General features: G+C 64.2%; 20 protein-coding genes. 9 read left to right on the plus strand and 11 right to left on the minus strand.

What is annotated here, in order from left to right:
- Positions 1-5 precede the first annotated feature (5 nt).
- Positions 6-587 carry a phosphoribosylglycinamide formyltransferase gene (purN, locus tag ACFVSJ_RS00570; RefSeq protein WP_387433123.1) on the plus strand — a complete coding sequence of 194 codons (582 nt, stop codon included), beginning with the start codon at positions 6-8 and terminating at the stop codon, positions 585-587.
- A gap of 546 nt (positions 588-1,133) precedes the next feature.
- On the plus strand, positions 1,134-1,643 hold the full coding sequence (locus ACFVSJ_RS00575; protein WP_387433126.1) for an endonuclease domain-containing protein: 510 nt from the start codon (positions 1,134-1,136) through the stop codon (positions 1,641-1,643).
- A gap of 70 nt (positions 1,644-1,713) precedes the next feature.
- Here ACFVSJ_RS00575 and ACFVSJ_RS00580 read toward each other — a convergent pair whose 3' ends face one another.
- Genes ACFVSJ_RS00580 through ACFVSJ_RS00590 form a run of 3 tightly spaced genes read right to left on the minus strand, consistent with a single transcriptional unit; the run spans position 1,714 to position 4,993 of the window.
- Positions 1,714-3,066, minus strand: a complete 1,353-nt coding sequence (locus ACFVSJ_RS00580) for an MFS transporter (protein WP_387433129.1) — start codon at positions 3,064-3,066, stop codon at positions 1,714-1,716.
- 42 nt (positions 3,067-3,108) lie between these two features.
- On the minus strand, positions 3,109-4,071 hold the full coding sequence (gene murQ / locus ACFVSJ_RS00585; protein ID WP_387433132.1) for an N-acetylmuramic acid 6-phosphate etherase: 963 nt from the start codon (positions 4,069-4,071) through the stop codon (positions 3,109-3,111).
- Positions 4,046-4,993 carry an N-acetylglucosamine kinase gene (locus tag ACFVSJ_RS00590; protein WP_387433134.1) on the minus strand — a complete coding sequence of 316 codons (948 nt, stop codon included), beginning with the start codon at positions 4,991-4,993 and terminating at the stop codon, positions 4,046-4,048. The genes murQ and ACFVSJ_RS00590 overlap by 26 nt, the downstream gene beginning before the upstream one ends.
- A gap of 491 nt (positions 4,994-5,484) precedes the next feature.
- Between ACFVSJ_RS00590 and ACFVSJ_RS00595 the strand changes: the two genes are divergently transcribed.
- Together ACFVSJ_RS00595 and purH are read left to right on the plus strand one after the other, a co-directional pair.
- Positions 5,485-6,099 (plus strand): hypothetical protein, encoded by a 615-nt coding sequence (locus tag ACFVSJ_RS00595; RefSeq protein ID WP_387433137.1) that lies wholly within the window; start codon positions 5,485-5,487, stop codon positions 6,097-6,099.
- Between the two features lie 241 nt (positions 6,100-6,340).
- On the plus strand, positions 6,341-8,011 hold the full coding sequence (gene purH, locus ACFVSJ_RS00600; protein WP_387433140.1) for a bifunctional phosphoribosylaminoimidazolecarboxamide formyltransferase/IMP cyclohydrolase: 1,671 nt from the start codon (positions 6,341-6,343) through the stop codon (positions 8,009-8,011).
- 106 nt (positions 8,012-8,117) lie between these two features.
- On the opposite strand, the gene ACFVSJ_RS00605 is transcribed toward purH, so the two are convergent.
- Positions 8,118-9,059, minus strand: coding sequence for a trypsin-like serine peptidase (locus tag ACFVSJ_RS00605; protein ID WP_387433142.1), 942 nt, complete (start codon positions 9,057-9,059; stop codon positions 8,118-8,120).
- A 356-nt stretch (positions 9,060-9,415) separates the two neighbouring features.
- Between ACFVSJ_RS00605 and ACFVSJ_RS00610 the strand changes: the two genes are divergently transcribed.
- Complete coding sequence (locus ACFVSJ_RS00610; protein ID WP_387433144.1) at positions 9,416-11,635, plus strand: NADP-dependent isocitrate dehydrogenase; 2,220 nt, start codon at positions 9,416-9,418, stop codon at positions 11,633-11,635.
- Between the two features lie 58 nt (positions 11,636-11,693).
- On the opposite strand, the gene ACFVSJ_RS00615 is transcribed toward ACFVSJ_RS00610, so the two are convergent.
- The 5 genes from ACFVSJ_RS00615 to ACFVSJ_RS00635 all read right to left on the minus strand — a co-directional run bounded on the left by ACFVSJ_RS00615 (position 11,694) and on the right by ACFVSJ_RS00635 (position 16,708).
- The gene (locus tag ACFVSJ_RS00615) at positions 11,694-12,803 is read right to left on the minus strand and encodes an FAD-dependent oxidoreductase (protein WP_387433146.1); all 1,110 of its coding nucleotides are present in this window, start codon (positions 12,801-12,803) and stop codon (positions 11,694-11,696) included.
- 139 nt (positions 12,804-12,942) lie between these two features.
- Positions 12,943-13,797 (minus strand): phosphonate ABC transporter, permease protein PhnE, encoded by an 855-nt coding sequence (phnE, locus tag ACFVSJ_RS00620; protein WP_387433148.1) that lies wholly within the window; start codon positions 13,795-13,797, stop codon positions 12,943-12,945.
- Positions 13,794-14,570: a phosphonate ABC transporter ATP-binding protein gene (locus tag ACFVSJ_RS00625; protein ID WP_387433151.1), complete on the minus strand. Its 777-nt coding sequence runs from the start codon at positions 14,568-14,570 to the stop codon at positions 13,794-13,796. The genes phnE and ACFVSJ_RS00625 overlap by 4 nt, the downstream gene beginning before the upstream one ends.
- Entirely contained in the window at positions 14,571-15,488 is a 918-nt protein-coding gene (locus ACFVSJ_RS00630) for a phosphate/phosphite/phosphonate ABC transporter substrate-binding protein (RefSeq protein WP_387433153.1), read from the minus strand.
- Positions 15,489-15,520: 32 nt separating this feature from the next.
- Entirely contained in the window at positions 15,521-16,708 is a 1,188-nt protein-coding gene (locus ACFVSJ_RS00635) for a TIGR03364 family FAD-dependent oxidoreductase (protein ID WP_387433155.1), read from the minus strand.
- 164 nt (positions 16,709-16,872) lie between these two features.
- Between ACFVSJ_RS00635 and ACFVSJ_RS00640 the strand changes: the two genes are divergently transcribed.
- The 3 genes from ACFVSJ_RS00640 (at position 16,873) to ACFVSJ_RS00650 (ending at position 18,909) form a co-directional block, all read left to right on the plus strand.
- Entirely contained in the window at positions 16,873-17,634 is a 762-nt protein-coding gene (locus ACFVSJ_RS00640) for a GntR family transcriptional regulator (protein ID WP_387433157.1), read from the plus strand.
- Between the two features lie 17 nt (positions 17,635-17,651).
- On the plus strand, positions 17,652-18,359 hold the full coding sequence (locus ACFVSJ_RS00645; RefSeq protein WP_387433160.1) for a phosphonatase-like hydrolase: 708 nt from the start codon (positions 17,652-17,654) through the stop codon (positions 18,357-18,359).
- Between the two features lie 115 nt (positions 18,360-18,474).
- Complete coding sequence (locus ACFVSJ_RS00650; RefSeq protein WP_387433162.1) at positions 18,475-18,909, plus strand: DoxX family protein; 435 nt, start codon at positions 18,475-18,477, stop codon at positions 18,907-18,909.
- 73 nt (positions 18,910-18,982) lie between these two features.
- Here ACFVSJ_RS00650 and ACFVSJ_RS00655 read toward each other — a convergent pair whose 3' ends face one another.
- Together ACFVSJ_RS00655 and ACFVSJ_RS00660 are read right to left on the minus strand one after the other, a co-directional pair.
- Complete coding sequence (locus tag ACFVSJ_RS00655) at positions 18,983-20,053, minus strand: Gfo/Idh/MocA family protein (RefSeq protein ID WP_387433165.1); 1,071 nt, start codon at positions 20,051-20,053, stop codon at positions 18,983-18,985.
- Positions 20,054-20,066: 13 nt separating this feature from the next.
- The gene (locus tag ACFVSJ_RS00660; RefSeq protein WP_387433168.1) at positions 20,067-20,753 is read right to left on the minus strand and encodes a hypothetical protein; all 687 of its coding nucleotides are present in this window, start codon (positions 20,751-20,753) and stop codon (positions 20,067-20,069) included.
- A 234-nt stretch (positions 20,754-20,987) separates the two neighbouring features.
- Here ACFVSJ_RS00660 and ACFVSJ_RS00665 point away from each other — a divergent pair, with 234 nt between their 5' ends.
- The gene (locus tag ACFVSJ_RS00665; protein ID WP_387433170.1) at positions 20,988-22,073 is read left to right on the plus strand and encodes a hypothetical protein; all 1,086 of its coding nucleotides are present in this window, start codon (positions 20,988-20,990) and stop codon (positions 22,071-22,073) included.
- The last annotated feature ends 28 nt before the right edge of the window (positions 22,074-22,101 follow it).

Below are 22,101 nucleotides of genomic sequence, written 5' to 3' on the forward strand. Positions count from 1 at the left end.
GTGCAATGCGCATTGTTGTCCTCGTGTCCGGTACTGGTTCCAATCTTCAGGCAGTCATCGACGCCGTGAAGTCGGGTGAACTGGATGTCGAGATCGCCGCTGTGGGCGCCGACCGTCCCGATACCTACGGCGTGGAGCGTTCCGACGAAGCCGGCATCGAGACCTTCGTGGTCAACTTCAACTCCTTCGAAACGCGCGGCGAGTGGGATGCGGCTTTGCGCGACAAGGTCCTTTCCTACAGCCCGGATGTGGTGGTTTCTTCTGGGTTCATGCGCATTGTCAGCGCCGACTTCATTGATGCCTTTGGTGGCAAGTACGTCAACACGCACCCGGCCCTGTTGCCCTCGTTCCCCGGCGCCCACGGTGTCCGCGATGCCATGGCCTACGGTGTGAAGGTCACGGGCTGCACGGTTCACTGGGCCGACGCAGGAGTAGACACCGGGCCCATCATTGCGCAGGAAGCCGTGGTGATCGAGCCGGACGACACCGAGGAAACCCTGCACGAGCGCATCAAGGTAGTGGAGCGCCGCCTCCTGGTCCAGACCCTGGCCGACCTCGCCACTGTCTCCCCTCCCTCACCCAAGTAGGTCGCATTTGTGCGCGTTTTGAGCCCTCAAAACGCGCTCTGCTGCTACCTACATTTCGTAGGTCCGCCTGTGCCTGTGGATAACGACGCATGCGCCCCCTGAAGTTTGTCAGCATGGGGCATGAAGACACCAAAGCCCCTGCCCGAGCCGTTGTCGTCAATGCCGTTTACGTGGCACGAAGCTGCTGAGGCTGGCGTATCACGACGGCGGCTCAGTCACCACAGCCTGGCGTCACCGAGCAGGGCGATTCGAACGCCGGTATCTGCGGGCGATCACTCTTTGGAAGACAGGGTCCGGCCTCTCACTCACGTCACGGCGTTCTCCGCAGCGTCCCACGCCACGGCGTTCGTGCTGTGGGAGTTTCCTGGTTTCCTACCCGGCAGCCACGAGCCTGCCATCCACATCTCGCGTCCTGAACCGATGGCCATTCCCCGGCGAAAGGGCGTGATCGGACACAGAGCTCAATTCTTCGAGGATGAAATCACCACCTTGAACGGGCTTTTCATCACGACTCGAGCCCGGACGTGGTTGGACTGTGCACGGAAAATGGACATTGATGAAATCACCGTCGTTGCTGATCACCTGCTTCGTATTCCCCGGCCTGAATTCGAGAACCGTACTACGCCGTACTGCACGCTTGCCGAGCTCGAGGAGATGCTGGATCGCCACTGGGGGACTCCGGGTATCCGCAAAGCCCGCCTCGCTTTGGAGCAGGCCTGCGTGGGTGCGGACTCCGCGCCGGAAACGCGACTGAGGCTGGCGCTGGGGCGGGCTGGGCTGCCCACCCCGGAAGTCAACGTGCGCGTGGACCTGAGTCCCGGCGTCGTACGTCAACCTGACCTCGCCTTCAGCGAGTGGCGCGTTGCAGTCGAATACGAGGGGGAGGGCCACTCGGACCGCGAGCAGATCGTCCGGGACATCCAGAGGGAGGAGGACTTTGCGCGTGCAGGATGGACCTTGGTGAGGATCTCGAAGCGCCACATGTCCACCGACGCAACAACCGGAGTGCGAAAGGTGAGGCGCGCGCTCGAAGAACACGGGTGGACACCCAAGTAGGTCGCATTTGTGCGCGTTTTGAGGCCTGAAAACGCGCACAAATGCGACCTAGTTGGGTACGAAGGAAGCGCTAGGAGAGGACGCGCTGCTTCGTTTCCGGGGAGAAGAACGCCATCCACAGCACGGACAGCAACACAAGCCCTCCCGCCATGGCAAAGGAGGTCGCCAGCCCGAACTCCGGCCAGAAGAACGAGGCAAACACGAGCGGCCCAAAGCCTGCGCCGATCCGCGAAAACGTCGAAGCCCAGCCGAAGCCCGAGCCCCGGAGCTCCGTGGGGTACAACTCGGAAACGTACGCATACAGCACAGGGATGGCCACTTGGACCACAAAGCCAAACGCGAGCAGCCAGAACACAGCGGCGGACGGCACATCCACAACCAGTGCCACGATCACCAACGTCACGGCGGACAACGGACCCGTGATCGCCAGGATCCACTTGCGGCCCACACGCTCCACCAACAGCGCTGCAACCACTACGCCCAAAAGCCCGACGGCGGCCATGCTCGCCGTCGTGACGAACGCTTTGTACTCCTCGAATCCTGCTCCGATGAGAATGCGCGGCATCCAGGTGAGGGATAGGTAGTAGACCAACAACACTGAGAAGAACAAAGCCCAGGCCGCCGTGGTGATCTTCCAATCGAACGTCCAGATTTTGCGAAGCTGACCCCATGCGCTGCCGGGGGAGAGCCTTGGAGCATCCTGGGGTTCGGGCAAGCTGTAAGCCCGCGGCGTTGCACCCGTCGCTTCCACCAAGCCATCAATCACCGCGGCCGCCTCCACGCGCCGGCCCTTGCGGATCAGGAACAGCGGCGACTCAGGGACCGAACGCCGCACCCAGAACACCAGAAGCGCTGGAACCACCATGACCAGCATCGTGAGGCGCCAATCCCCATACAAAGCAACCAGCCCCGCCGAAACGAAGCCACAGAGAGCTGCGCCCACGGGCCACCAACCGTCCATGGCCGTAAGCACCTTGCCGCGTTGCTTCCGGGGCGTGAACTCACCCACCAGCGCATAGTCCACCGGGATACATCCACCCAGCCCGAAGCCCGCCATGAAGCGGAAGATGCAGAACCACACGATGTCAGGAGCCAAGGCCCCCAGCACAGTGAAGACGCTGAAAATCAGGAGAGTCGCAGTGAAGGCCTTCTTGCGCCCAATCGTGTCCGCGATGGTTCCCCACGCGAACGCACCCACGGCCATGCCGATCAGGTTGGCCGTACCGATCCACGCGGCATCAGCTGGCTGCAGTGACCAGTGCTTGGACAGCAGCGGGATAAGGATGCCGTTGAGCGTCACATCCCAGGCATCGAACATGAATCCGAGCCCACCGATGATGAAGATCTTGCCTTGGACCTTCCAGCGCCACGGCAATTCCTGCACCACTTGTTCGCCGCTGGGCACGGTTGTGTATGTATTCATGAGGCCTCCTGCATGCAACTCTAGGCGCTCGGCCGGACAGTATTACGCCTGGTCGCCGGCGGACTTCTCGATGGCTCTCCGCAGGAACCCGCCGGCTTCCTCCAGCGCCGACTTCGCCCCCGCGGGGTCGAGGCCCGTCAGCACCACCAAAATGGCGGCTTTGACCGATCCACCAACCGAATCGAGCGCCGCAGCAGCCTCCTCCGCGGAAACACCCGTCGCGTGCTGCACCGTCCGCTGGGACCGTGCCAGCAGTTTCTCGTTCGTCGCCCGAAGGTCCACCATGAGGTTCCCGTACGTCTTGCCAAGCTTCACCATCACCAGCGTGCTGATCATGTTGAGGACAAGTTTCTGCGCAGTTCCCGAGTTCAGCCGGGTGGAACCCGCAATGAACTCCGGCCCCACAACAACTTCGATCGCAACGTTCGCCAGATGGCTCACGGCCGAACCCTTGTTGCACGCCAGCGACACCGTGAACGCGCCCTTCTTCCGGGCCTCCTCCAGCGCGCCGATCACGTAGGGCGTCCTTCCGGACGCAGTAATACCCACGACGGCGTCCGCTTCCGTCACGTTGACATCGTGCAGGTCCCGCGCGCCTGCGGTTGCGTTGTCCTCGGCGTACTCCACGGGCTTCTGGATCGCTTGGGTGCCGCCTGCAATGAGTCCGACGACGAGTCCCGGCGGAGTGCCGAACGTCGGCGGGCATTCACTCGCGTCGAGCACACCCAGCCTCCCCGCCGTGCCGGCCCCCACGTACAACAGGCGACCGCCACGCTGAAGCCGCTCCGCAACGGCGTCGACCGTTTGGACAATGGCGGCACTCGCTTCGGCAACGGCCGCGTGTACTCCTGCACTGTGCTCCAGCATGGCTGCCACCAGCTCATCCGTGCCGAGGATGTCCAGGTCCTTGAGGTTCTCGGCGGCGGCTTCAGTCTGCAACCTAGCCAGTTCCGTGCGGAGTCCGGCGAGTTTGTCGGCGTCAGTCGGGCCAGTTTGTTCCGTCACGGTGGATGTACCTTTCCTGGAGGAGCCCGCGGCGCTGCGCAGCGAGGGCGGCACCGTCCAGGCCGTCGCCGAGCGGGGCCACCACCTCAATCCCAGCCGAAGCCAGGGACTTCTGCAAGAGCCCGGCGAAGAACTCCGAACCGGCCACTCCGCCCAGTATCGCGACGCGCGGCGAACCGCTCGGGTCACCACTTGCGGCCATTTGCACGGTACGGGTCAGGATGCGGCAGGCGCGGTCCACAATGTGATGTGCGACGGCGTCACCCGCCTCGGCAGCGTGCAGGACCAGGGGCGCGAACCGAGCCATCGCACGGTAGGGGTTCTCTTGTTCGGCCAGCCACGCCGGTAGGTGTTCCGGCGTCTCAACCAGAGCGCCCGCCGCTGCCGAGAGCGTCGTGGCAGGGCCGCCGTCGAGCGCGTGCAAAACTGATTGGAGCCCCTGCTGGCCGATCCAGCGGCCGCTGCCACGGTCGCCCAGATAGGGACCCCAGCCGTCGGCGCGGTGCAGGACGCCGGCCTCGTCAAAGCGGAAGGCCACGGCACCCGTCCCCACGATCAGGCTGATCCCCGGGGCGCCTTGGAGTGCACCCAGGTGGGCAGCCGTGGCGTCGGAGAGCACCGCCGCGGGAACGCTGAAATGCTGTGAAAGCATGCTGGCGAGTTCACCGGACTTTTCCGAGGACGCCTCGACGCCGGCAACCGCCGCCCCGATTCCGGTCAGGGTGCTCACGGGCAGGCCCGGCGGGAGCGTGGCTGTGGTTTCCAGGAGGAGGTCGAACGCCAGAGTCGGCCCGTTGTCCACGTGTACGCCCGGGAAGCCGTGCTGGTCCGCGGCGCCAAGCAACTCATCACCACTCCGCAGTTCCACGCGGCAGCGGCTCTTCCCAACATCGGCAACAAGAACGACGTCCGTGGCATCCATGGCTCAACCCTATGTCGCACGCCTCCCGTTGTGTGGCCCGTTGTGCGGGCTATTTGGTGTGTTTGGGGCGTAGAGCGTGCCCCGCAAAGTCTGTGGAGGGAGAGTCCGGGGCACAATCGACGTCCGATTCTGTGGATAACCGAATGGAGTCTCTCGTTTTCGGGAAGCATGGGTCAATGCGAAAACCAACTCCATTGCCCGGCCTGTTGGATCAACGAGGCTTCCTGGTGAGCGAAGCCTACGCGTCGGGACTACCGCGGTGGCGCCTGCAGACGAGCGGGTACATCACGCCAAGCCGCGGCCTACGTCTTGCCAAGGGAGACAAACCGGACCTCGACTTGCTCGCGAGGCTGCATACCGCTGTCACTCCGCGGTGTGCCGTTAGTCATGTCACGGCGGCTCTCCTTTGGTCGATGCCGCTTCCTCTTGATGTGGAGGAGGAAGGGCTCAGTGGACTGATTCATGTGACCCGTCGCCAGGAAGTCGGGAGGATGAAGAGGCGTGGAGTGGTTGGGCATCGGGCTCCGCTCCTGGCAAGGGACGTCCGGGTCCTCAACGGTGTCAACCTGACCTCGCCTGAATGGACGTTTGTTGACCTCGCAAGGCATATGGGACCGGCTTCCCTTGTGGCGGCTGGCGATTACCTGCTTGCGCGTGAGAACCCGCTGTCCTCCGTCGATGCCATCCAGGAAGTTGTTGATCGGCGCCCCAAGGTTAAGGGAATCCGGCTCGCGCGCGAGGTCTTGCCGCTGTTGCGCTCAGGCGTGGATTCGGCGCAGGAGTCTCGGTTGCGTATAAAGATTCTCGACGCCGGTCTGCCGGAGCCGGTGATCACGCAGGCCATCTTCGATGAGTACGGCAGGTACATTTCCACTCCGGACCTGCAGTACGAGGAGTACAAGATCGCCCTCGAGTATGAGGGCGATCACCATCGAAGTGACCCAGTGCAATGGGGGAAGGACATCGAGCGTGACGATCGGCTTCGAGCGATGGGATGGATCGTCCTGAAGTTCTCGAAGGTCCAGATGAATGCTGGTTGGACCCACTCCGAACGGAAAATCAAGGATGCCCTGAGGTCGCGAGGGTGGCGACGACCGCCGTCGTAACTTGTGGGGCCTGCTTTGCGGGCTAAGCGCGGGAGATAACACGAAGAGCGGGCCTCGCAACGGGAGGGCTCAACAGTGTGAGGCCTGCTTTGCGGGCTAAGCGCGGGAGATAACACGAAGAGCGGGCCTCGCAACGGGAGGGGTACCAAGAGACGCAAAACCAGCCATGCAGCGAAACACGATAAACTGCCCATATCCCCACCGACCCGCGATATCTACGCGAACTAAGACGGAGACTTTTGTGAGCTTGACGCAGCTTGACCGTGTTCCCATCCGCCGTGCACTGATCTCGGTTTACGACAAGACGGGACTGGAGGAGCTCGCGAAGGGCCTGCACGCAGCCGGCGTCGCCATTGTTTCCACCGGCTCCACCGCCAAGAAGATCGCCGCCGCAGGCATCCCGGTCAAGGAAGTCGAAGAAGTCACCGGCTCCCCGGAAATGCTGGATGGCCGCGTCAAGACCCTGCACCCGCGCGTTCACGGCGGCATCCTCGCCGACCGTCGCGTCCCGGCGCACATGGACACCCTCGCCGGCATGGAGATCGAAACCTTCGACCTCGTAGTGGTCAACCTGTACCCGTTCGTCGAGACCGTGAAGTCCGGCGCAGCGCAGGACGACGTTGTTGAGCAGATCGACATCGGAGGCCCGGCCATGGTGCGTTCGGCCGCGAAGAACCACGCCGCCGTCGCGATCGTCACGGATCCCAACTTCTACGGTGCCGTTGTTGACGCCGCAGCCCACGGTGGCTTCGACCTGAACACCCGTCGTCGCTTGGCCGCCAAGGCCTTCGCGCACACGGCCAGCTACGACAACGCCGTGGCAACCTGGACCGCGAGCCAGTTCCTGGATGAAGACGGCGACGGCGTCATCGACTGGCCTGCCTACGCCGGCTTGGCCCTGGAGCGCTCCGAGGTCCTCCGCTACGGCGAAAACCCGCACCAGCAGGCTGCACTGTACGTGGACAAGGCTGCCCCGGCCGGTATCGCCCAGGCTGACCAGTTGCACGGCAAGGCCATGAGCTACAACAACTTCGTGGACGCCGACGCCGCCCTCCGCGCTGCGTTCGACTTCGCCGAGCCGGCCGTTGCCATCATCAAGCACGCCAACCCGTGCGGTGTTGCGGTCGGTTCCGTTGACGCCGCTGACCCGATCGCCGACGCCCACGCCAAGGCCCACGCCTGCGACCCCGTGTCTGCCTTCGGTGGCGTCATCGCGGCCAACCGCACGGTCACGGCTGGCATGGCCCGCACCGTCGCAGACATCTTCACCGAGGTTGTCATCGCTCCGGACTTCGAGCCGGAAGCCGTGGAGATCCTCTCCAAGAAGAAGAACATCCGCCTGCTCGCCCTGCCCGAGGGCTACGGCCGCTACGCCTCGGAAATGCGCCAGGTTTCCGGTGGCGTCCTGGTCCAGATGAGCGACAAGGTGGACGCCGACGGCGACAACCCCGCCAACTGGACGCTCGCCGCCGGCGAAGCCGCTGACCAGAAGACCCTCGCCGACCTCGCGTTCGCCTGGACCGCCTGCCGCGCGGCGAAGTCCAACGCCATCCTGCTCGCCGACAACGGTGCGGCAGTGGGCATCGGCATGGGCCAGGTCAACCGCCTCGACTCCTGCAAGCTTGCTGTCGAGCGCGCCAACACGCTGGGCGTCCAGGTGGAGTCCGACGTCGATGGCGCCGGCGGTGCCTCCAATGCCAGCGGTGCCAACGCACCAGAGCGCGCACGCGGTGCCGTTGCGGCTTCGGACGCGTTCTTCCCGTTCGCTGACGGCCTGCAGATCCTGATCGACGCCGGTGTCCGCGCCGTGGTCCAGCCGGGTGGCTCGGTCCGCGACGAGGAAGTCATCGCCGCAGCCAACGCTGCCGGCATCACGATGTACTTCACCGGCGCACGCCACTTCTTCCACTAGTCCCCGAAAGGACCAGTCAGGAACAACGCAACGGCGGCCGCCCCCGAAAGGGGACGGCCGCCGTCGTACTTAACAGTGCGTACTTAACAGGGGCGTGCCAGATCGATTACGAAGCCGCAGCCGTGGTGTAGGTGGACTGGATTACGGTGCCCCAGTACGGGCCGTACATGGTGGTGGAGTTGCTGCCGTATCCGTAGGAGTTGACCGAGTTCTGGTAACCGCTGGAGCTGTTGCCGATGAACCACGGGCCGCCCGAGGAACCGCCGGTCATGTTGCACGGGATGCCCTGGGTGCCGAACTGCGGGTTGTAGGGATCGTTGGTGGCGGTGCCGGAGCAACTCTTGAGCGATTCGCCGTTGAACGGAGGGGCTGCCGGGTAGCCGAAGGACTTGTAGCTCAGGCCGCGTGCGGCGTTGAACTGTACGCCTGAGGAGCCCACCACGTCGGCGAGCTTCTGGCCGTTGAGGGTGTTCACGACGGCGAACGCGGTGTCGTACTGCATGTTGCCGTTGTTGGCCCACTGGCTGGGGGAGTACAGCGCCCTTGCCGTCCACTTGCCGTAGGGTGCGGAGCCGTTGAGGTAGGCCGGAACGAAGACGAAGTTGGTGGCGTACGCGCCAGGGCCTTCGTTGACGCAGTGGCCGGCCGTGGACACGGTGCTCTTGTTGGCGGACGTGACGGAGTTGCCGGAGCAGACGTAGTTGGCGCCGCCGAGGGTGAAGAAGATCTTGCCGATGTGCTTGACCGGCGTTTCGCTCTGGTTGACCTTGAGGTTGATGGCCTTGGAGTCGGTGGACGCCTGCTGGCCTTCGATGCTGGTGATGGCGCCCGGGGCTTCGGTGACCGGGGCTTTGCCAAGGTTCAGGATGCCCGTGCGCTGGAGTGCCTTGGTGGCGAGGATGTCGCCGTTGTGGCTGCTGACCGCAGCGCCGCTGGAATCGGTGTCCTTGGCGGGGGCCGCGTTGGCGCTGGTGGTTCCAACCAGGGCGAGGATCGCAGCAGCGGACAGACTCAGCAGGCTTGTGGCCAGGGTCTTGGTTTTTGTCACGTTGTTCCTACCTAATCGAGGGAGTGAGGCGGCCAGTGATGGCGACCGCCGACTGACGGAATCGAAGCTACCGGGCGTGTGACAAGTTTGTAAAGAGATGTTTCAGACTTTGTGATATTTTGCTGTCACTTGCGCCGGGGTCCTTGGGAGAGGAGTACGACGGCGGCGCGGCAGCTCCGGCGGGCAGGTCGCCGTCGGGCGTTTTGGCACCCGGAAGGCAGCCTTGCGGCGTCGGGGCAGCGCCTGTGAAAGCGGTAACGCGAGGCGTGATCCCGGACACGAACAGCCCCCAAAACGGCGTGCTCGGGTAAGTTAGAGATGTTGAAATCTGCAGACTTTCAGGGAGAACCCCGCCAATGGCCAAGATTATCTATACCCACACAGACGAAGCGCCGATGCTGGCAACCTACTCGTTCCTGCCGATTGTGGAAGCGTACGCCTCGACCGCAGGTGTGGAGGTCGAGACCCGTGACATTTCGCTGGCCGGCCGCATCATCGCCGTGTTCGGCGATTTCCTGACTGAAGACCAGCGCACGGGCAACGCCCTGGCTGAACTTGGCGAACTGGCAAAGCAGCCGGAAGCCAACATCATCAAGCTGCCCAACATCAGCGCCTCCGTTCCGCAGCTCAAGGCCGCAATCGCCGAACTGCAGGCCCAGGGCTACGCCCTCCCGGACTACCCGGACAACCCCTCCTCCGACACCGAGACGGACATCCGCTCGCGCTACGACAAGATCAAGGGTTCCGCTGTGAACCCGGTGCTGCGTGAAGGCAACTCCGACCGCCGCGCGCCCCTGTCGGTCAAGAACTACGCCCGCCAGAACCCGCACTCCATGGGTGCCTGGTCCGCGGACTCAAAGACCAACGTGGCCACCATGGGCCAGAACGACTTCCGCTCCAACGAGAAGTCCGTGGTCATCGAGGCCGATGACGCCCTGACCATCCAGCTTGTCCGCGAAGACGGCACCGTCAAGGTCCTCAAGAAGGACTTCCCCGTCCTGGCCGGCGAAGTTGTGGACGGCACCGCCCTGAGTGCTGACGCCCTGGACCAGTTCCTCGCCGCACAGGTTGCCCGAGCCAAGGAAGAGGGCATCCTCTTCTCCGCACACCTCAAGGCCACCATGATGAAGGTCTCGGACCCCATCATCTTCGGCCACGTGGTGAAGGCTTACTTCTCCGAGCTTTTCGACACCTACGGCAAGCAGTTGGCTGCAGCCGGCATCAGCCCGAACAACGGCCTCGCCGCCATCCTCAACGGCCTGGAAGACCTGCCGGAAGACGTCCGCGAAGGCGTCAAGGCTGCCATCACCAAGGGCCTCGAAGACGGTCCGGCCCTGGCAATGGTTGACTCCGACAAGGGCATCACCAGCCTGCACGTCCCCTCGGACATCATCGTGGATGCCTCCATGCCGGCCATGATCCGGAGCTCCGGCCACATGTGGGGCCCGGATGGCAAGGAAGCCGACACCCTGGCAGTCCTCCCGGACAGCTCCTACGCCGGTGTCTACCAGGTTGTCATCGACGATTGCCGTGCAAACGGTGCGTTCGATCCCACCACCATGGGTACCGTTCCGAACGTTGGCCTCATGGCCCAGGCAGCCGAAGAATACGGCAGCCACGACAAGACGTTCGAGATCGAGGCAGCCGGTACCGTCCAGCTCGTGAACCGTGCAGGTACCGTGCTGATCGAACACCAGGTTTCCCCGGGTGACATCTGGCGCGCATGCCAGACCAAGGACGTCCCGATCCGCGACTGGGTCAAGCTGGCCGTCACCCGCGCCCGCGCATCCCAGACCCCGGCTGTCTTCTGGCTGGACAAGGGCCGTGCGCACGACGCCAACCTGATCGCCAAGGTCAACGAGTACCTGAAGGACCACGACACCGAGGGCCTGCAGATCGAGATCCTGTCCCCGGTTGAGGCCACCGCCTTCACCCTGGAGCGCATCCGCAAGGGCCAGGACACCATCTCCGTCACGGGCAACGTGCTCCGCGACTACCTCACGGACCTGTTCCCGATCCTCGAGCTCGGTACCAGCGCCAAGATGCTCTCGATTGTTCCGCTGATCAACGGTGGCGGCCTGTTCGAGACCGGCGCCGGTGGATCCGCTCCCAAGCACGTCCAGCAGTTGGTCAAGGAAAACCACCTCCGCTGGGACAGCCTGGGCGAGTTCCTTGCCCTTGCCGTCAGCTTCGAGCACCTCGCCACCACCACGGGCAACGCCCGCGCCCAGGTCCTGGCCGACACGCTGGACCGCGCCACGGGAACGTTCCTGCTGGAAAACAAGTCCCCGCGCCGCAGCGTTGGCGAGCTGGACAACCGTGGAAGCCACTTCTACCTGGCCATGTACTGGGCGCAGGAACTGGCCAAGCAGTCCTCCGACGTAGAGCTGGCAGCGGCCTTCGCCCCGATCGCAGAGGCGCTGACCTCCAACGAAGAGGCAATCGTCGGCGAGCTGAACGCTGTCCAGGGTCCCGCCGTCGAGCTCGGCGGTTACTACCGTCCGGACGCCGCTAAGGCCGCTGAGATCATGCGCCCGTCGGCAACGTTCAATAAGGTCCTCGCGACCCTGAATTAGCAGCAAAAAAGACCCCGCAGGCCTCAGGCCTGCGGGGTCTTTTTGGTTTCCCGGGCAATCAGCGCTCGGCGCGGAACCGCGCAGGTGCCGCGCCGCCGTCGACGATGTCCTTCAACACCCGTCCGATCGCCGGAGTGAACTTGAAGCCGTGGCCCGAGAACCCGGCACCCACCACCAGCGGGCCGAAGCTGTCCAGGACGAAGTCCTCGTTGGGCGTGGTGGTGTAGGTGCAGCTGATGGGCACCGCGGTGGAAGGGTCGACGCCGGGAAGCCACTCTTCGGCGTACCGCACTAAAGCCTCGAGCTGCTGGGGGATGGGCTGGAAGGTGCGCTCGTCGGGGTCCATGACGGGTCCGACGCCGTGCCAGCCGGCCTTGACGCCTTCGCCGGGAGTGAGCATGCCGTAAACCGGGCTGTACCAGTATTCGTAGAGTTCATTGCTGGGATCAGGGTCCGGATTGTGGTTGAAGCTCGGCCACACCACGGTGTTGTCGCGCGGGGTGAAGTGGGCGGGCTGTTCCTGCGTGACAACCAGCGCGGGGAGTTTGGCCAGGCCGTCCAGGACTTTGGTGGTCCAGGCGCCGGCGGTGACCACAACCCGCTTGGCCGTGTATTCGGTTTCGTCTGTTACCACAACCACCGATTCGGCGCCGTCGACGCGGATGTCGCGGACCGGCGTCGAATATTTGAAGATCGTACCGCGCGACTCTGCCGAGTTTCGGAGCGCAGCCAGCGCATCTGCGGCACGGACCCTGCCGGAGCCGGGAACGAAGAGCACGTCGGTGCTGAAGTTCATGCCTTGCCAGCGGTCGGCGGCTTCAGTCGCGGAGATGAAGTAGCTCTCGATCCCGCGTTCTTCGTGGGCCGCGCGGACCGCTTCAAGCTTGGGAACGTTGCCGTGGTTGGCCAGGCCCACCAGGTCCAGCAACGGCGCGCCGTTTTCCGCGGCGAGCTCGTCCCACAGGATTTTCGATTCGTCCAAGAGGTCCAGGTAGTCAGCCTCGGCGTAGGCAGTGTTGAAGTTGCGGGTTGCGCCGTGGGAAGCCCCGATGTGGTGTCCGGCTTCGAACCGTTCGAGGAGGACCACGGACTTGCCGCTCCGGGATAACTGCCACGCGGCCGCCGATCCCATGGCTCCGCCGCCAACAACCACCACATCAACCTGCATACCCGCTCCATCCTCACTCAGCCCGTTGCCCAACAGTCGGCTTCCATTCTCCCCCCACCTACCCAAGTAGGTCGCATTTGTGCGCGTTATGAGCCCTCAAAACGCGCACTACTGCGACCCAGTGGGGGTGCCAACGGCGCTACGCGGCCAGGCGTCGGCGGATCCATGCTGAGAACTGGTCCACCACGATGATCAGCACCAGCACGATCAGGATGTGCGTGAGCATCGAGTCGAACTGGAAGGACTTGATGGACTGGTTGATCAGCAGCCCGATGCCACCGGCACCCACCAGGCCAAGGACCAGCGAAGACCGCACATTCACGTCGAAGCGGTAGAGCAGCAGGCCCACGAACTGCGGGACCACCATGGGCAGCGTCGCGTTGGCTACCTGCTGGATCCGGTTGGCCCCGGCCGTCCGGAGCGCTTCCTGCGGCCCGGCATCGATCTCCTCCATGGACTCGGCCCACAGCTTCCCCATGACGCCGGTGTTGTGGCAGATCAGGGCCAGCACACCCGCGAACGGGCCCAGCCCCACGGCGGTGACGAAGATCAGGGCGAACACGATGTCCGGCACGGCCCGGAAGAAGGACAGCACAGCCCGCGCACCTTGATAAACCAGTCGGTGGGGGCTCGTGTTCTCCGCAGCCAGCGCGGCCAGCAGCAACGCGAACGGCACGGACAGCGTAGTCCCCAGCAGTCCGATCCACAGCGTCACCAGGGTTGCCTTGAGCCCCGGCTTGAAGGTGCGCTCCCAGCTCAGGTCCGGCGGGAACGCGTCCGCGACAAACGCGGCCATGCCCTTCCACCCGTCCACCAGGACTTGGGGTTTGAAGTCCGTCCCTTCGAAGGCCACAGCGTGAAGTCCGACGACGGCGGCAACCACTGCCGCCGTCGTGATCCACCGCAGCGGCTTCTTCGGGCGGACCAGTGCCACGCGCGTTTTGCCAGCAGCGTCCCGCCGCACGACGGCAGGGTTGAGGGTCTGGGGTGTCATGCTGCAAGGGTCCTGTCTGCGGTGTCCCTGTCCGGGGCGTAGAGAGTGTCGAGATGGTGGGCGGTGACGTCGGCCGAGGGAAGGTCGAACGCCATGGAGCCTTGGAGCAGCCCGATGGACCGGTCCGCGTACCGCAGCGCCAGATCCGGCTGGTGCAGGACGGCTGCGACGGCAAGTCCTTCGCAATGCGCCAGTTCGCGGAGCAACGCCATCACCTGTTCGGCGGCGTGGGGGTCCAGGGCGGATACCGGCTCGTCAGCGAGTACGACGTCGGCCCGCTGGCACAGTGCCCGGGCGACGGCGACGCGCTGCTGCTGTCCGCCGGAGAGACGGCCGACGCGTTCGAAGGCCCGGTCTGCGAGGCCAACCCGGTCCAGGCAGTCAAGGGCCTCCTGCTGGACCTCGGCCGGGAACAGTGCCGGGGTGAGCGATCGGAGGGTGGGGATGCGGGCGAGGGCACCGGCGCAGACGTTGTCCAAGGCGGTGCGGCGCGGAACGAGGTGGATCCTCTGGAAAATCATCGCCATTCGTTGCTTCGCCTGTTGGAGCTCACGTCCCTGCACGTCACTGAGCGCAGTGCCGCCCACACTGATTCGTCCGCCATCTGGAGCTGTAATGCCCATGACGCAGCGCAAGGTAGTGGACTTGCCGGAACCGTTGGCGCCCAGGAAGGCGACGAGTTCGCCGGCTGAAACCGTGAAGTCCACGCCGTCCAGCACCGGGCGGCCGCCAAAGGACTTCCGCAGACCCTCGACGGACAGAAGGGCTGCCACTTAAAGATCCTTTTCGGTGAGGTTCATGGTCTTGGCCAACTCGAACAGCGGCGTGTAGTTGTCCTTGGTGACCTCGAGGAGGGGGCCGGGAGGGGTGACGTCCAGGAATTCGCCCACCTTGGCAACGTCCTCCGGCGAGAGCGAAAGGAACGCGTCCTTCACGGCTTTCTTGAACGCGGGGTCGGCGTCGCCGCGGACGGTGATGGGGTCGTTGGGGATGGGCTCGGACTTCCACACCTGGCGGAAGTCGTCCTGCTTGAAGGTCCCTGCCGCGATGGCTGTGGCCAACGTCTGGGAGTTGATTTCGGCTGCCTCCACCTTGCCGTTGGTCAGGGCGAGCAGGGCCTCGGGGTGGCCGCCGGTGTAGTCCATCTTGAGGTCGGCATCGGCGATCCCGGCTTCGCGCAGGCCAAAGCGAGGGAGGACATCGCCGGACGTTGAGCCGACGCTGCCCAGGGCCAGGGACTTGCCCTTCAGGTCACCGATCGACTGGATGGGGCTGTCCTTGGGAACCCAGATCCCTGCCGTGTAGGTGCTGAGTTCCTTCCCAGCTGTGCCGAAGGACACCAAAGGTTCGGCGCCGGCCTTTGAATCCGCGAACACGTATCCAAGCGGACCGAACTGCCCCAGATCCAGCTTGCCGTTGCGCATGGCCAAGACCTCGGCCGCATAGTCTTCAACCACCTGGACGCTGACAGGGCAGTCGAGCTTCTTGGACAGGGCGCTGGCCAGAACGTCATAGGCAGGTTTGAGCTTGGCAGGGTCCTCGTAGGGTTCGATGCCGAACTTGATCTCGCCGTCGGGACAGGTGGCGGAGGGGGACCCGGAGGGAGAGGACTGGGCTGAACCGCCACACGCCGTCAGTGCCAAGGCAGCGGCGAGGGCAAGGGCGGAGCCGGTGAAGAGCGTGGTTTTCATGGGAATCCTTGGATGCGAAGGGGAGCTGGGAGTCAGGACAAACGGGAAACGTTGCGATGGGCGAGCCCGAAGGACAGGGTCATGCCAACACCGGAGGTCACGGAAACCACCGTGACGCCGGGTTGGACGTCCTTGACAAGGATCGGAGCGACATCCGAAGACGCGTAGATGCCTTGCCAACGCTGGATGACTTCCAGTCGTTGGCCCATCCGTGCCTCGATGTCGGAGTTGAGGGAGCTGGTCACCGATTCGTCCAGGAACGGATCGGCGGTGAGGTGGTAGTGGTGCGAGTCGCCCAGGATCACGGTGCCATCCGGGCGCTGGGTGAACATGACGTTGGCACCGATCTCCAGGAGTTCGGGCTGCGACTCCTGCACTTCATCGCGGAGCGCTGCGGCCGCAGGCATGTCGGTGAAGGCGGGGTAGCGGAGCATAGAGGTTGCCGTCAGGACTGCGGGCAGAAGTTCGACGCCGGAAGGCCGGGCCGCGAGCGACATCTGCAGCGCACAGCGCTGGATCCGGTGCTCCGCGGCAAGGTCCGGGAACAGGTAGTCAACGTCGTGGCCGACGCACACGAACACCTGCTTGGCTTTCAACTCACCGCGGGAGGTCATGACGCTGACCCCGTCCGCGGATTGGCTGAAGTTCAACGCGGACGTGTTCCAGTGAAGTTCGACGCCGGGCTGCCGGCTCAGCCAGTCGGCCAACCTTGCCACGGTGGTGCGGGGATCCACGCGCAGGTCATCCCGAAGGAAGGCCCCGCCTGCCAGACCCGGCCAGCCGCCGTCGTGCGTTCCTTCCGCAGGCGCAGCCCCGGCGCCGAGATGCGCGCGGGTCTCCTCCGCAGAAAGCACCTCCACCTGGCCAGCTTCCCGCACCGAAGAGAGTTCTCGCAGCACAGCAAGTTCGGCCTCGGTCCGGGCCAGCACCACAGCGCCGGACTCTACCGCCCAGAAGCCCGCGCGCTCAGCGAACTCGAGCCAATACTGCCGGGAGGTCTGCGCAAGCTCGTACAGTTCGCCGGACTGCGCCGTGATGCAGCAGTGGCCGAAGTTCCGGACAGAGGCGCCGGCCGCATGGTGGTCGCGTTCGATGACGGTCACGGTCAGGCCGTTCGCCACGGCATGCGCCGCGTGCGCCAGACCGACGATTCCGGCGCCGATAACGACGACGTCGGTGGGCTGGCTGCTCGGCGTGGAGGAGGGGCTTGGGTTGTTCACACCAATGACTCTGGCTGGCCCTCGAAGGTTAAATCAAGCCAGATCGGGACTTGTATATACAAGTTAATCTGAATTTAATATCTGTTCACCCGAGTTCACTTTCAATTCATCTGGAGACCCTGAAAACCAATGATCTTGGGCTCGCGGACTTGTATGATCAACTGGTGACCGCCCAACAGAACGCACCCCTCCACGTCCGGCTCAGCGAAGAATTCATGCGCCGGATAGCCGACGGTGATTGGCCTCCTGGATTCCAGTTGCCGAGCGAAGCGGAACTCTGCCGCGAGTTCGGAACCTCCCGCGGACCGATCAGGCAAGCACTCGCTTTCCTGCGCGCAGAGGGTGCCGTGACTGGTGGGCGGGGCAGGCCTCCGATGGTGCGTTCCTCTGTGCCGTCGCAGTCCTTCTCCACGTTCAACTCCTTCACGGAGTGGGCCTCGGGCATCGGCAAGACGCCCGGCCAACGGACCCTCGAAGTAGCTCGTCGCGAAGCCAGCCCGGAAGCCGCCGAGGCCCTGAACCTGGTTCCCGGGACCACCGTGGTGGAGGTCCTTCGCGTCCGCTACCTGGACCAGGTCCCGGCCATGATCGAGCGCACCACGTTCATCCTTGAAGTGGGCCGGAAGCTCTTCGATTTCGACACCGACTCGGGCTCCATCTTCGCGTTCCTCAAGGAGCAGGGCGTGGACCTGCACAGTGCCCGGCACACCATCGACGCCGTGGCAGCCAACGACGAGGACGCCGAACTGCTTGAGCAGCCCGAAGGCATTCCGTTGCTGCGCGAACGCCGCATCACCCGCTCAGCCGACGGCCAGCCCTTGGAATACTCCGAGGACCGCTACCTGCCGGCGCTCACCAACTTCACCATCGACAACACCGTGGAACGCCGGGCCGCTCTGGTCCGCATCCACACCGATTCGCAATAGACCCAAGGAGTCACCCCATGATCGAGCTTGTGGCCTGCGATATGGCCGGCACAACCATCGACGAACACGGCGACGTCTACGTTGCCCTGGCCCGCTGTGTCGAAGAAACCGGCGTTGCCACCACGCCCGAAGCTGTCCAGGAATGGATGGGCGCGGACAAGGTGGAAGCCATCACCGCGCTGATCCGGGCCGGCGGGGGGACCGCGGACCCGGACACTGTGGCCGCGGCGTTCGGAAGGTTCAAGGAGCTCCTGGTTGAGTTCTACGACGCTCAGCCGCCCGTCGCGTTGGCCGGAGTGGAGGATGCGTTCAGGGTGCTTCGCGGGCGCGGCGTCAAGGTGGCGCTGACCACGGGTTTCTCCCGCGACGTCGCCGAACCGCTCCTGGAGCGCCTTGGCTGGAGCGTTGCCGGCCCGGGCGCCGACGTGAGCGACCCCGGCAAGGTGCTTGACGCTGTCGTGTGTTCCGACGACGTAGCCGCCGGACGTCCGGCCCCGCACATGATCCACCGCGCCATGGAACTGACCGGCGTGCAGGATGTCCGCGCCGTCATCGCGGCCGGCGACACCGTAAACGACCTCGCCGCCGCCAACAACGCGGGCGTCACGGCAGTGGGTGTGCTGACCGGAAAACTGGACCGCGAGGCCCTTTCCGGGCACCCGCACCACCACATCCTGGAAGGTGTGAAGGACATCCCCACTCTGCTCACCGCCCTTCCCAACTAGGTCGCATTTGTGCGCGTTATGAGCCCTCAAAACGCGCACAAATGACACCTACTTGGGTTTGCGAGGCGGCTGACCGGGTTGGCGCGGGACGCCCGGGCATGGAAGATTGGGACGGGTGAAATTACTTCACCCGTCTCCCAAGTCCTCCTCCCGTGGCGTCACCATCCTTCGCGTCGTGTTCGGCGCGTTGCTCTTGGTGCATGGCTTCCAGAAATTCATGGCCGGCCACGCGGCCTTCGCGGCATCCGTTGCGGCCATGGGCGTGCAGAAGCCCGAGATCATCGCATGGTTGGTCATCGCCGGTGAACTGGGGCTCGGCGCGTTGCTGGTGCTCGGTGCCTTGACCCGGGTCGCCGGGTTCCTGGCGGCGATCCTCTTCGCTTCGATCTGGTTCGTCACCGAAGCAGGAAAGCCGTTGCTGACAGACGCCTCCGGAGTGACGGCCGAGCTGCTGATCGTGTACTTCGCCATCTCGGTGTCGTTCGTGTTCCTTGGCCCGGGCGCCCTCTCCTTGGACCGGAAACTGGCGCGGCAACCGGCCAAGCGTTGAGCCTCCGCCGATTAACTCGCCCGGGTTAACTCACGACGGCGGTACTCGCCTGTGCGTGCCAGCGCGCCCGTGTTCAGCGGGCGTCGTTCGGGTAGCGGATGCCCAACTGTGAGCGCACGCCGTCGAACAAGCGCATCACGTTGACCGAGTCCTCCAGCGGTATGACCGGGCTCTCCGTCAGTCCTTGCTGGATGCAACGGGTCACTTCGCGGAGCTCGTAGGTGTAGCCGATCCCCACGACGTCGAAGCGTTCGTGCCTAGGCTCATCCCAGCCGACGCGGATCACGAGTTCGCGGGGGTTGTTGACGGACCCAACGGTCTGGACATAGCCCAAGCCCCCGGCGACGGTTGCCGTCCGGGGTCCGTGTGCCATCAACGAAGACGTGAGCTGGGCTTGCGCCCCAGTGTCGTAGCCAAGGGTGAGGGCGTTCTGCGTGTCCACACCGTCCTCGTTAAGGGATCCGATGGCCGTGACGGACTGTGGGAAGCCCAGCGTTCCCAGTGCCCAGAGCAGCGGGTACACCGTGATGTCCAGGAGCGCGCCCCCGCCGTCATTGAGCGCCCAGATCCGGGCCGAGGGATCGTAGGGCGCCGGGAAACCCAGGTCCGCGCCGACCCACTGTACCTGTCCGATTTCCCCTGAGGCCGCGATGGCGAAGGCACGCTGCATGCTTGGCAGGAAACGGCTCCAGACCGCCTCCATGAAGAACACGCCGTGCTCCCGCGCCAGGCCAACCAACTCTGTGGCCTCGCGTGCATTGATCGTCAGGGCTTTTTCGCAAAGCACATGCTTGCCCGCACGCAGGGCAGCAGAGGCGATCTGGAAATGCTGGGCATGGGGAGTGGCCACGTAGACCACGTCCACGGCCGGATCGTCGAACAAACGCTGGTAGCCGGGCACGCCGCCGTCGTCCCCGTACGCCTTGGCGAATCCAAGCGCCCCGGCAAACGCGTCCGCGGCCGCCTGGGTCCGCGAGCTGACGGCGTACAACTCCGCGTCCTCCAGCAAGGACAGATCCTGCGAGACGCTGTTCGCGATGTTCCCCGTGGACACCACACCCCACCGCAGCCGTTTGCCAGTGGCAGCCCGCGGATCCTGGTTGGTCTGGGAGAAAAGCCACGGCTTGGCGATATGCAGGGTCATGCAGGCAATCCTCTCAGAAGCTGTTGTTCCCGTGCATGATTGCGTCCTGTTTCCGATCAAGGACGGCGGCGACGCGGCTGCATCCGTTCATGATTGCCGTGGCGTCCGCATGCACATATCCGGCGATGCGGGTGATGTCACTTCGGATCGTTTCCAAGGGCATCTTGAAAATGGGCTCATGGTGGGCAATCCGATTCCGCATTTCGCGGATCTGCGTGAGTTCGGCAAAAAGAACTTTTCGTTTGAGATTGACACCATCGGGGAATGCCTTCACTAACCGTGGCTGCCAGAATGCGGTCTCGTAGCTGAGAAATGGGTCCCGGGGAATGCCTTTGTCGAGAAGCCGGGTCCAGAACCCAAACGGCAGGGCAGCTACTACCTGGCCCGGGGTTGGTGCAGCAACGTTGCGGGTTAGTTTGGTGATGGTCTCATCGAGAATAGCCCGGTGATTGTCCATGAGCCGGATGCTCGGGAGTTCCCACGAGGATTCGCAGCGACCGTGTGCCAGGGCGTTGTGCATTGCGTTCCGTAGCGAGACTTCCAGAATGCTAAGAGGCCCCCAAAAGGCCGACGAAACCTCAATATTCCATGCGTACAAACGGGATGCCAGATGGTGATTGCCGCGATAGTGCCGGAGGTAGGTCTGAAACCGCGGCGCGCTGACGAGTTGTTCCAGACTTCCGATTGCGCCTACGTCCACAGATCCTCGATGCGGTTAAAGAAAATTTGCCCCAGGAGTCCGGCATTGCTGCCGAATGGTCACTGGGGCGTGTACCCGTCCAGTCTGCCACGCAGTAGGAGGCAGTTCAAACCGGCGACACGGTAAGCATTCTGTCAAGTCATGGGAATGTCCGGGCACATCGAAGAACTCGCCTAGGCTGGAGCAATCATCCCTCGCAGAGGTTCTGTGGGGAGTTACCGAAATGGAGCAGGGATGGGTGTTTTTCGGCGCGTCATTTTGCCGGTTGCCTGGTTGTTGGTTTTCGCGATTATCGCCGTGGCTTTGGTCAAAATGGCTTTCATCGACGGTCTCAAGTCCGCAGCGTCGCAACCGGCGCCGCTGGCAGAAGTAGACATTCCGATGGTCCCGGCCACGCGGGCCACCGTCACCAACACGGTCCAGATCAAAGGCACGGTCCAGAGCGATGCCGCAGAACCGGTGCGCAGTACATCCGCGGGCAGCGTCATCAAAGTCTTCGTTGAGCAGGGTGCCGCCGTATCCAAGGGCGACGCACTGTTCCAGGTCAAAGCCGAACGTGCCGTGACCAATCCACAGGCGTCCAAGGACGGAACACCGCCGAAGCCCGTCTACGACTACTTCAACGTCCTTGCCCCAAGCACCGGAACACTGCAGTCGCTGACCACGCTGATCGACCAGCAAGTCACCGTCGGTGAAACGGTGGGCAAGATCGACCCCGGCACGTACACCGTGTCAGGCTCCGTCAACGCCGCCCAGCAGTACCGCCTGCTCGGCAAGCCCGGTCCAGCGGAGATCGCCTTGGTGGGTGGCCCGGCGCCGTTCCAGTGCACGGACGTGACGCTCAAGAACAACGCGTCCGACGGCGGCGGCACCGGCTCGGGCGGTTTGGCCGGCTCCGGCGGAGGTGCTGGGATGGGCGTCGGCGCGGCTATCGCGGGCCCAGGTGGCACGGGCGGCCAGCCGGATGACGGTGGTACGCCCACAGGCACACTCAGTTGCCCTGTGCCGGCGGACCAGCAGGTCTTCGCCGGTCTTGGCGCCACCATGACGGTCAGCGCAGGCGTCGCGAACGATGTTGTGACTGTGCCTTTGACCTCCGTGAAGGGCAGTGTGAAGGACGGCATCGTCTGGATCTCCAGTGCAGCCGGCGGAGCGCCGGAACAACGGAAGGTCCAGCTCGGCTTGAACGACGGCTCCGTAGTCGAAGTGGTGTCCGGACTGACTGAAGGCGAGCAGGTCCTCGAGTTCGTTCCCGGCGCCCCTGCAGTGGCTGACCCGATGATGGGTCCGGGGCCGGTAACCTACGTCCAGGGCGGGTAGGCGTGGAAGACGAAACGCCGAAAGAAAC

Source organism: Paenarthrobacter sp. NPDC058040 (assembly GCF_042885775.1).
Classification (GTDB): Bacteria; Actinomycetota; Actinomycetes; order Actinomycetales; family Micrococcaceae; genus Arthrobacter.

What these genes read in the sequence shown, in the direction of transcription:
- ACFVSJ_RS00595 (WP_387433137.1), top strand. Translation starts at nt 5,485, where the DNA reads ATGAAGAGGCGTGGAGTGGTTGGGCATCGGGCTCCGCTCCTGGCAAGG.
- ACFVSJ_RS00575 (WP_387433126.1), top strand. Translation starts at nt 1,134, where the DNA reads ATGGACATTGATGAAATCACCGTCGTTGCTGATCACCTGCTTCGTATT.
- ACFVSJ_RS00645 (WP_387433160.1), top strand. Translation starts at nt 17,652, where the DNA reads ATGATCGAGCTTGTGGCCTGCGATATGGCCGGCACAACCATCGACGAA.
- ACFVSJ_RS00665 (WP_387433170.1), top strand. Translation starts at nt 20,988, where the DNA reads ATGGGTGTTTTTCGGCGCGTCATTTTGCCGGTTGCCTGGTTGTTGGTT.
- ACFVSJ_RS00580 (WP_387433129.1), bottom strand. Translation starts at nt 3,066, where the DNA reads ATGAATACATACACAACCGTGCCCAGCGGCGAACAAGTGGTGCAGGAA.
- ACFVSJ_RS00590 (WP_387433134.1), bottom strand. Translation starts at nt 4,993, where the DNA reads ATGGATGCCACGGACGTCGTTCTTGTTGCCGATGTTGGGAAGAGCCGC.
- ACFVSJ_RS00610 (WP_387433144.1), top strand. Translation starts at nt 9,416, where the DNA reads ATGGCCAAGATTATCTATACCCACACAGACGAAGCGCCGATGCTGGCA.
- ACFVSJ_RS00615 (WP_387433146.1), bottom strand. Translation starts at nt 12,803, where the DNA reads ATGCAGGTTGATGTGGTGGTTGTTGGCGGCGGAGCCATGGGATCGGCG.
- ACFVSJ_RS00655 (WP_387433165.1), bottom strand. Translation starts at nt 20,053, where the DNA reads ATGACCCTGCATATCGCCAAGCCGTGGCTTTTCTCCCAGACCAACCAG.
- ACFVSJ_RS00630 (WP_387433153.1), bottom strand. Translation starts at nt 15,488, where the DNA reads ATGAAAACCACGCTCTTCACCGGCTCCGCCCTTGCCCTCGCCGCTGCC.
- purN (WP_387433123.1), top strand. Translation starts at nt 6, where the DNA reads ATGCGCATTGTTGTCCTCGTGTCCGGTACTGGTTCCAATCTTCAGGCA.
- phnE (WP_387433148.1), bottom strand. Translation starts at nt 13,797, where the DNA reads ATGACACCCCAGACCCTCAACCCTGCCGTCGTGCGGCGGGACGCTGCT.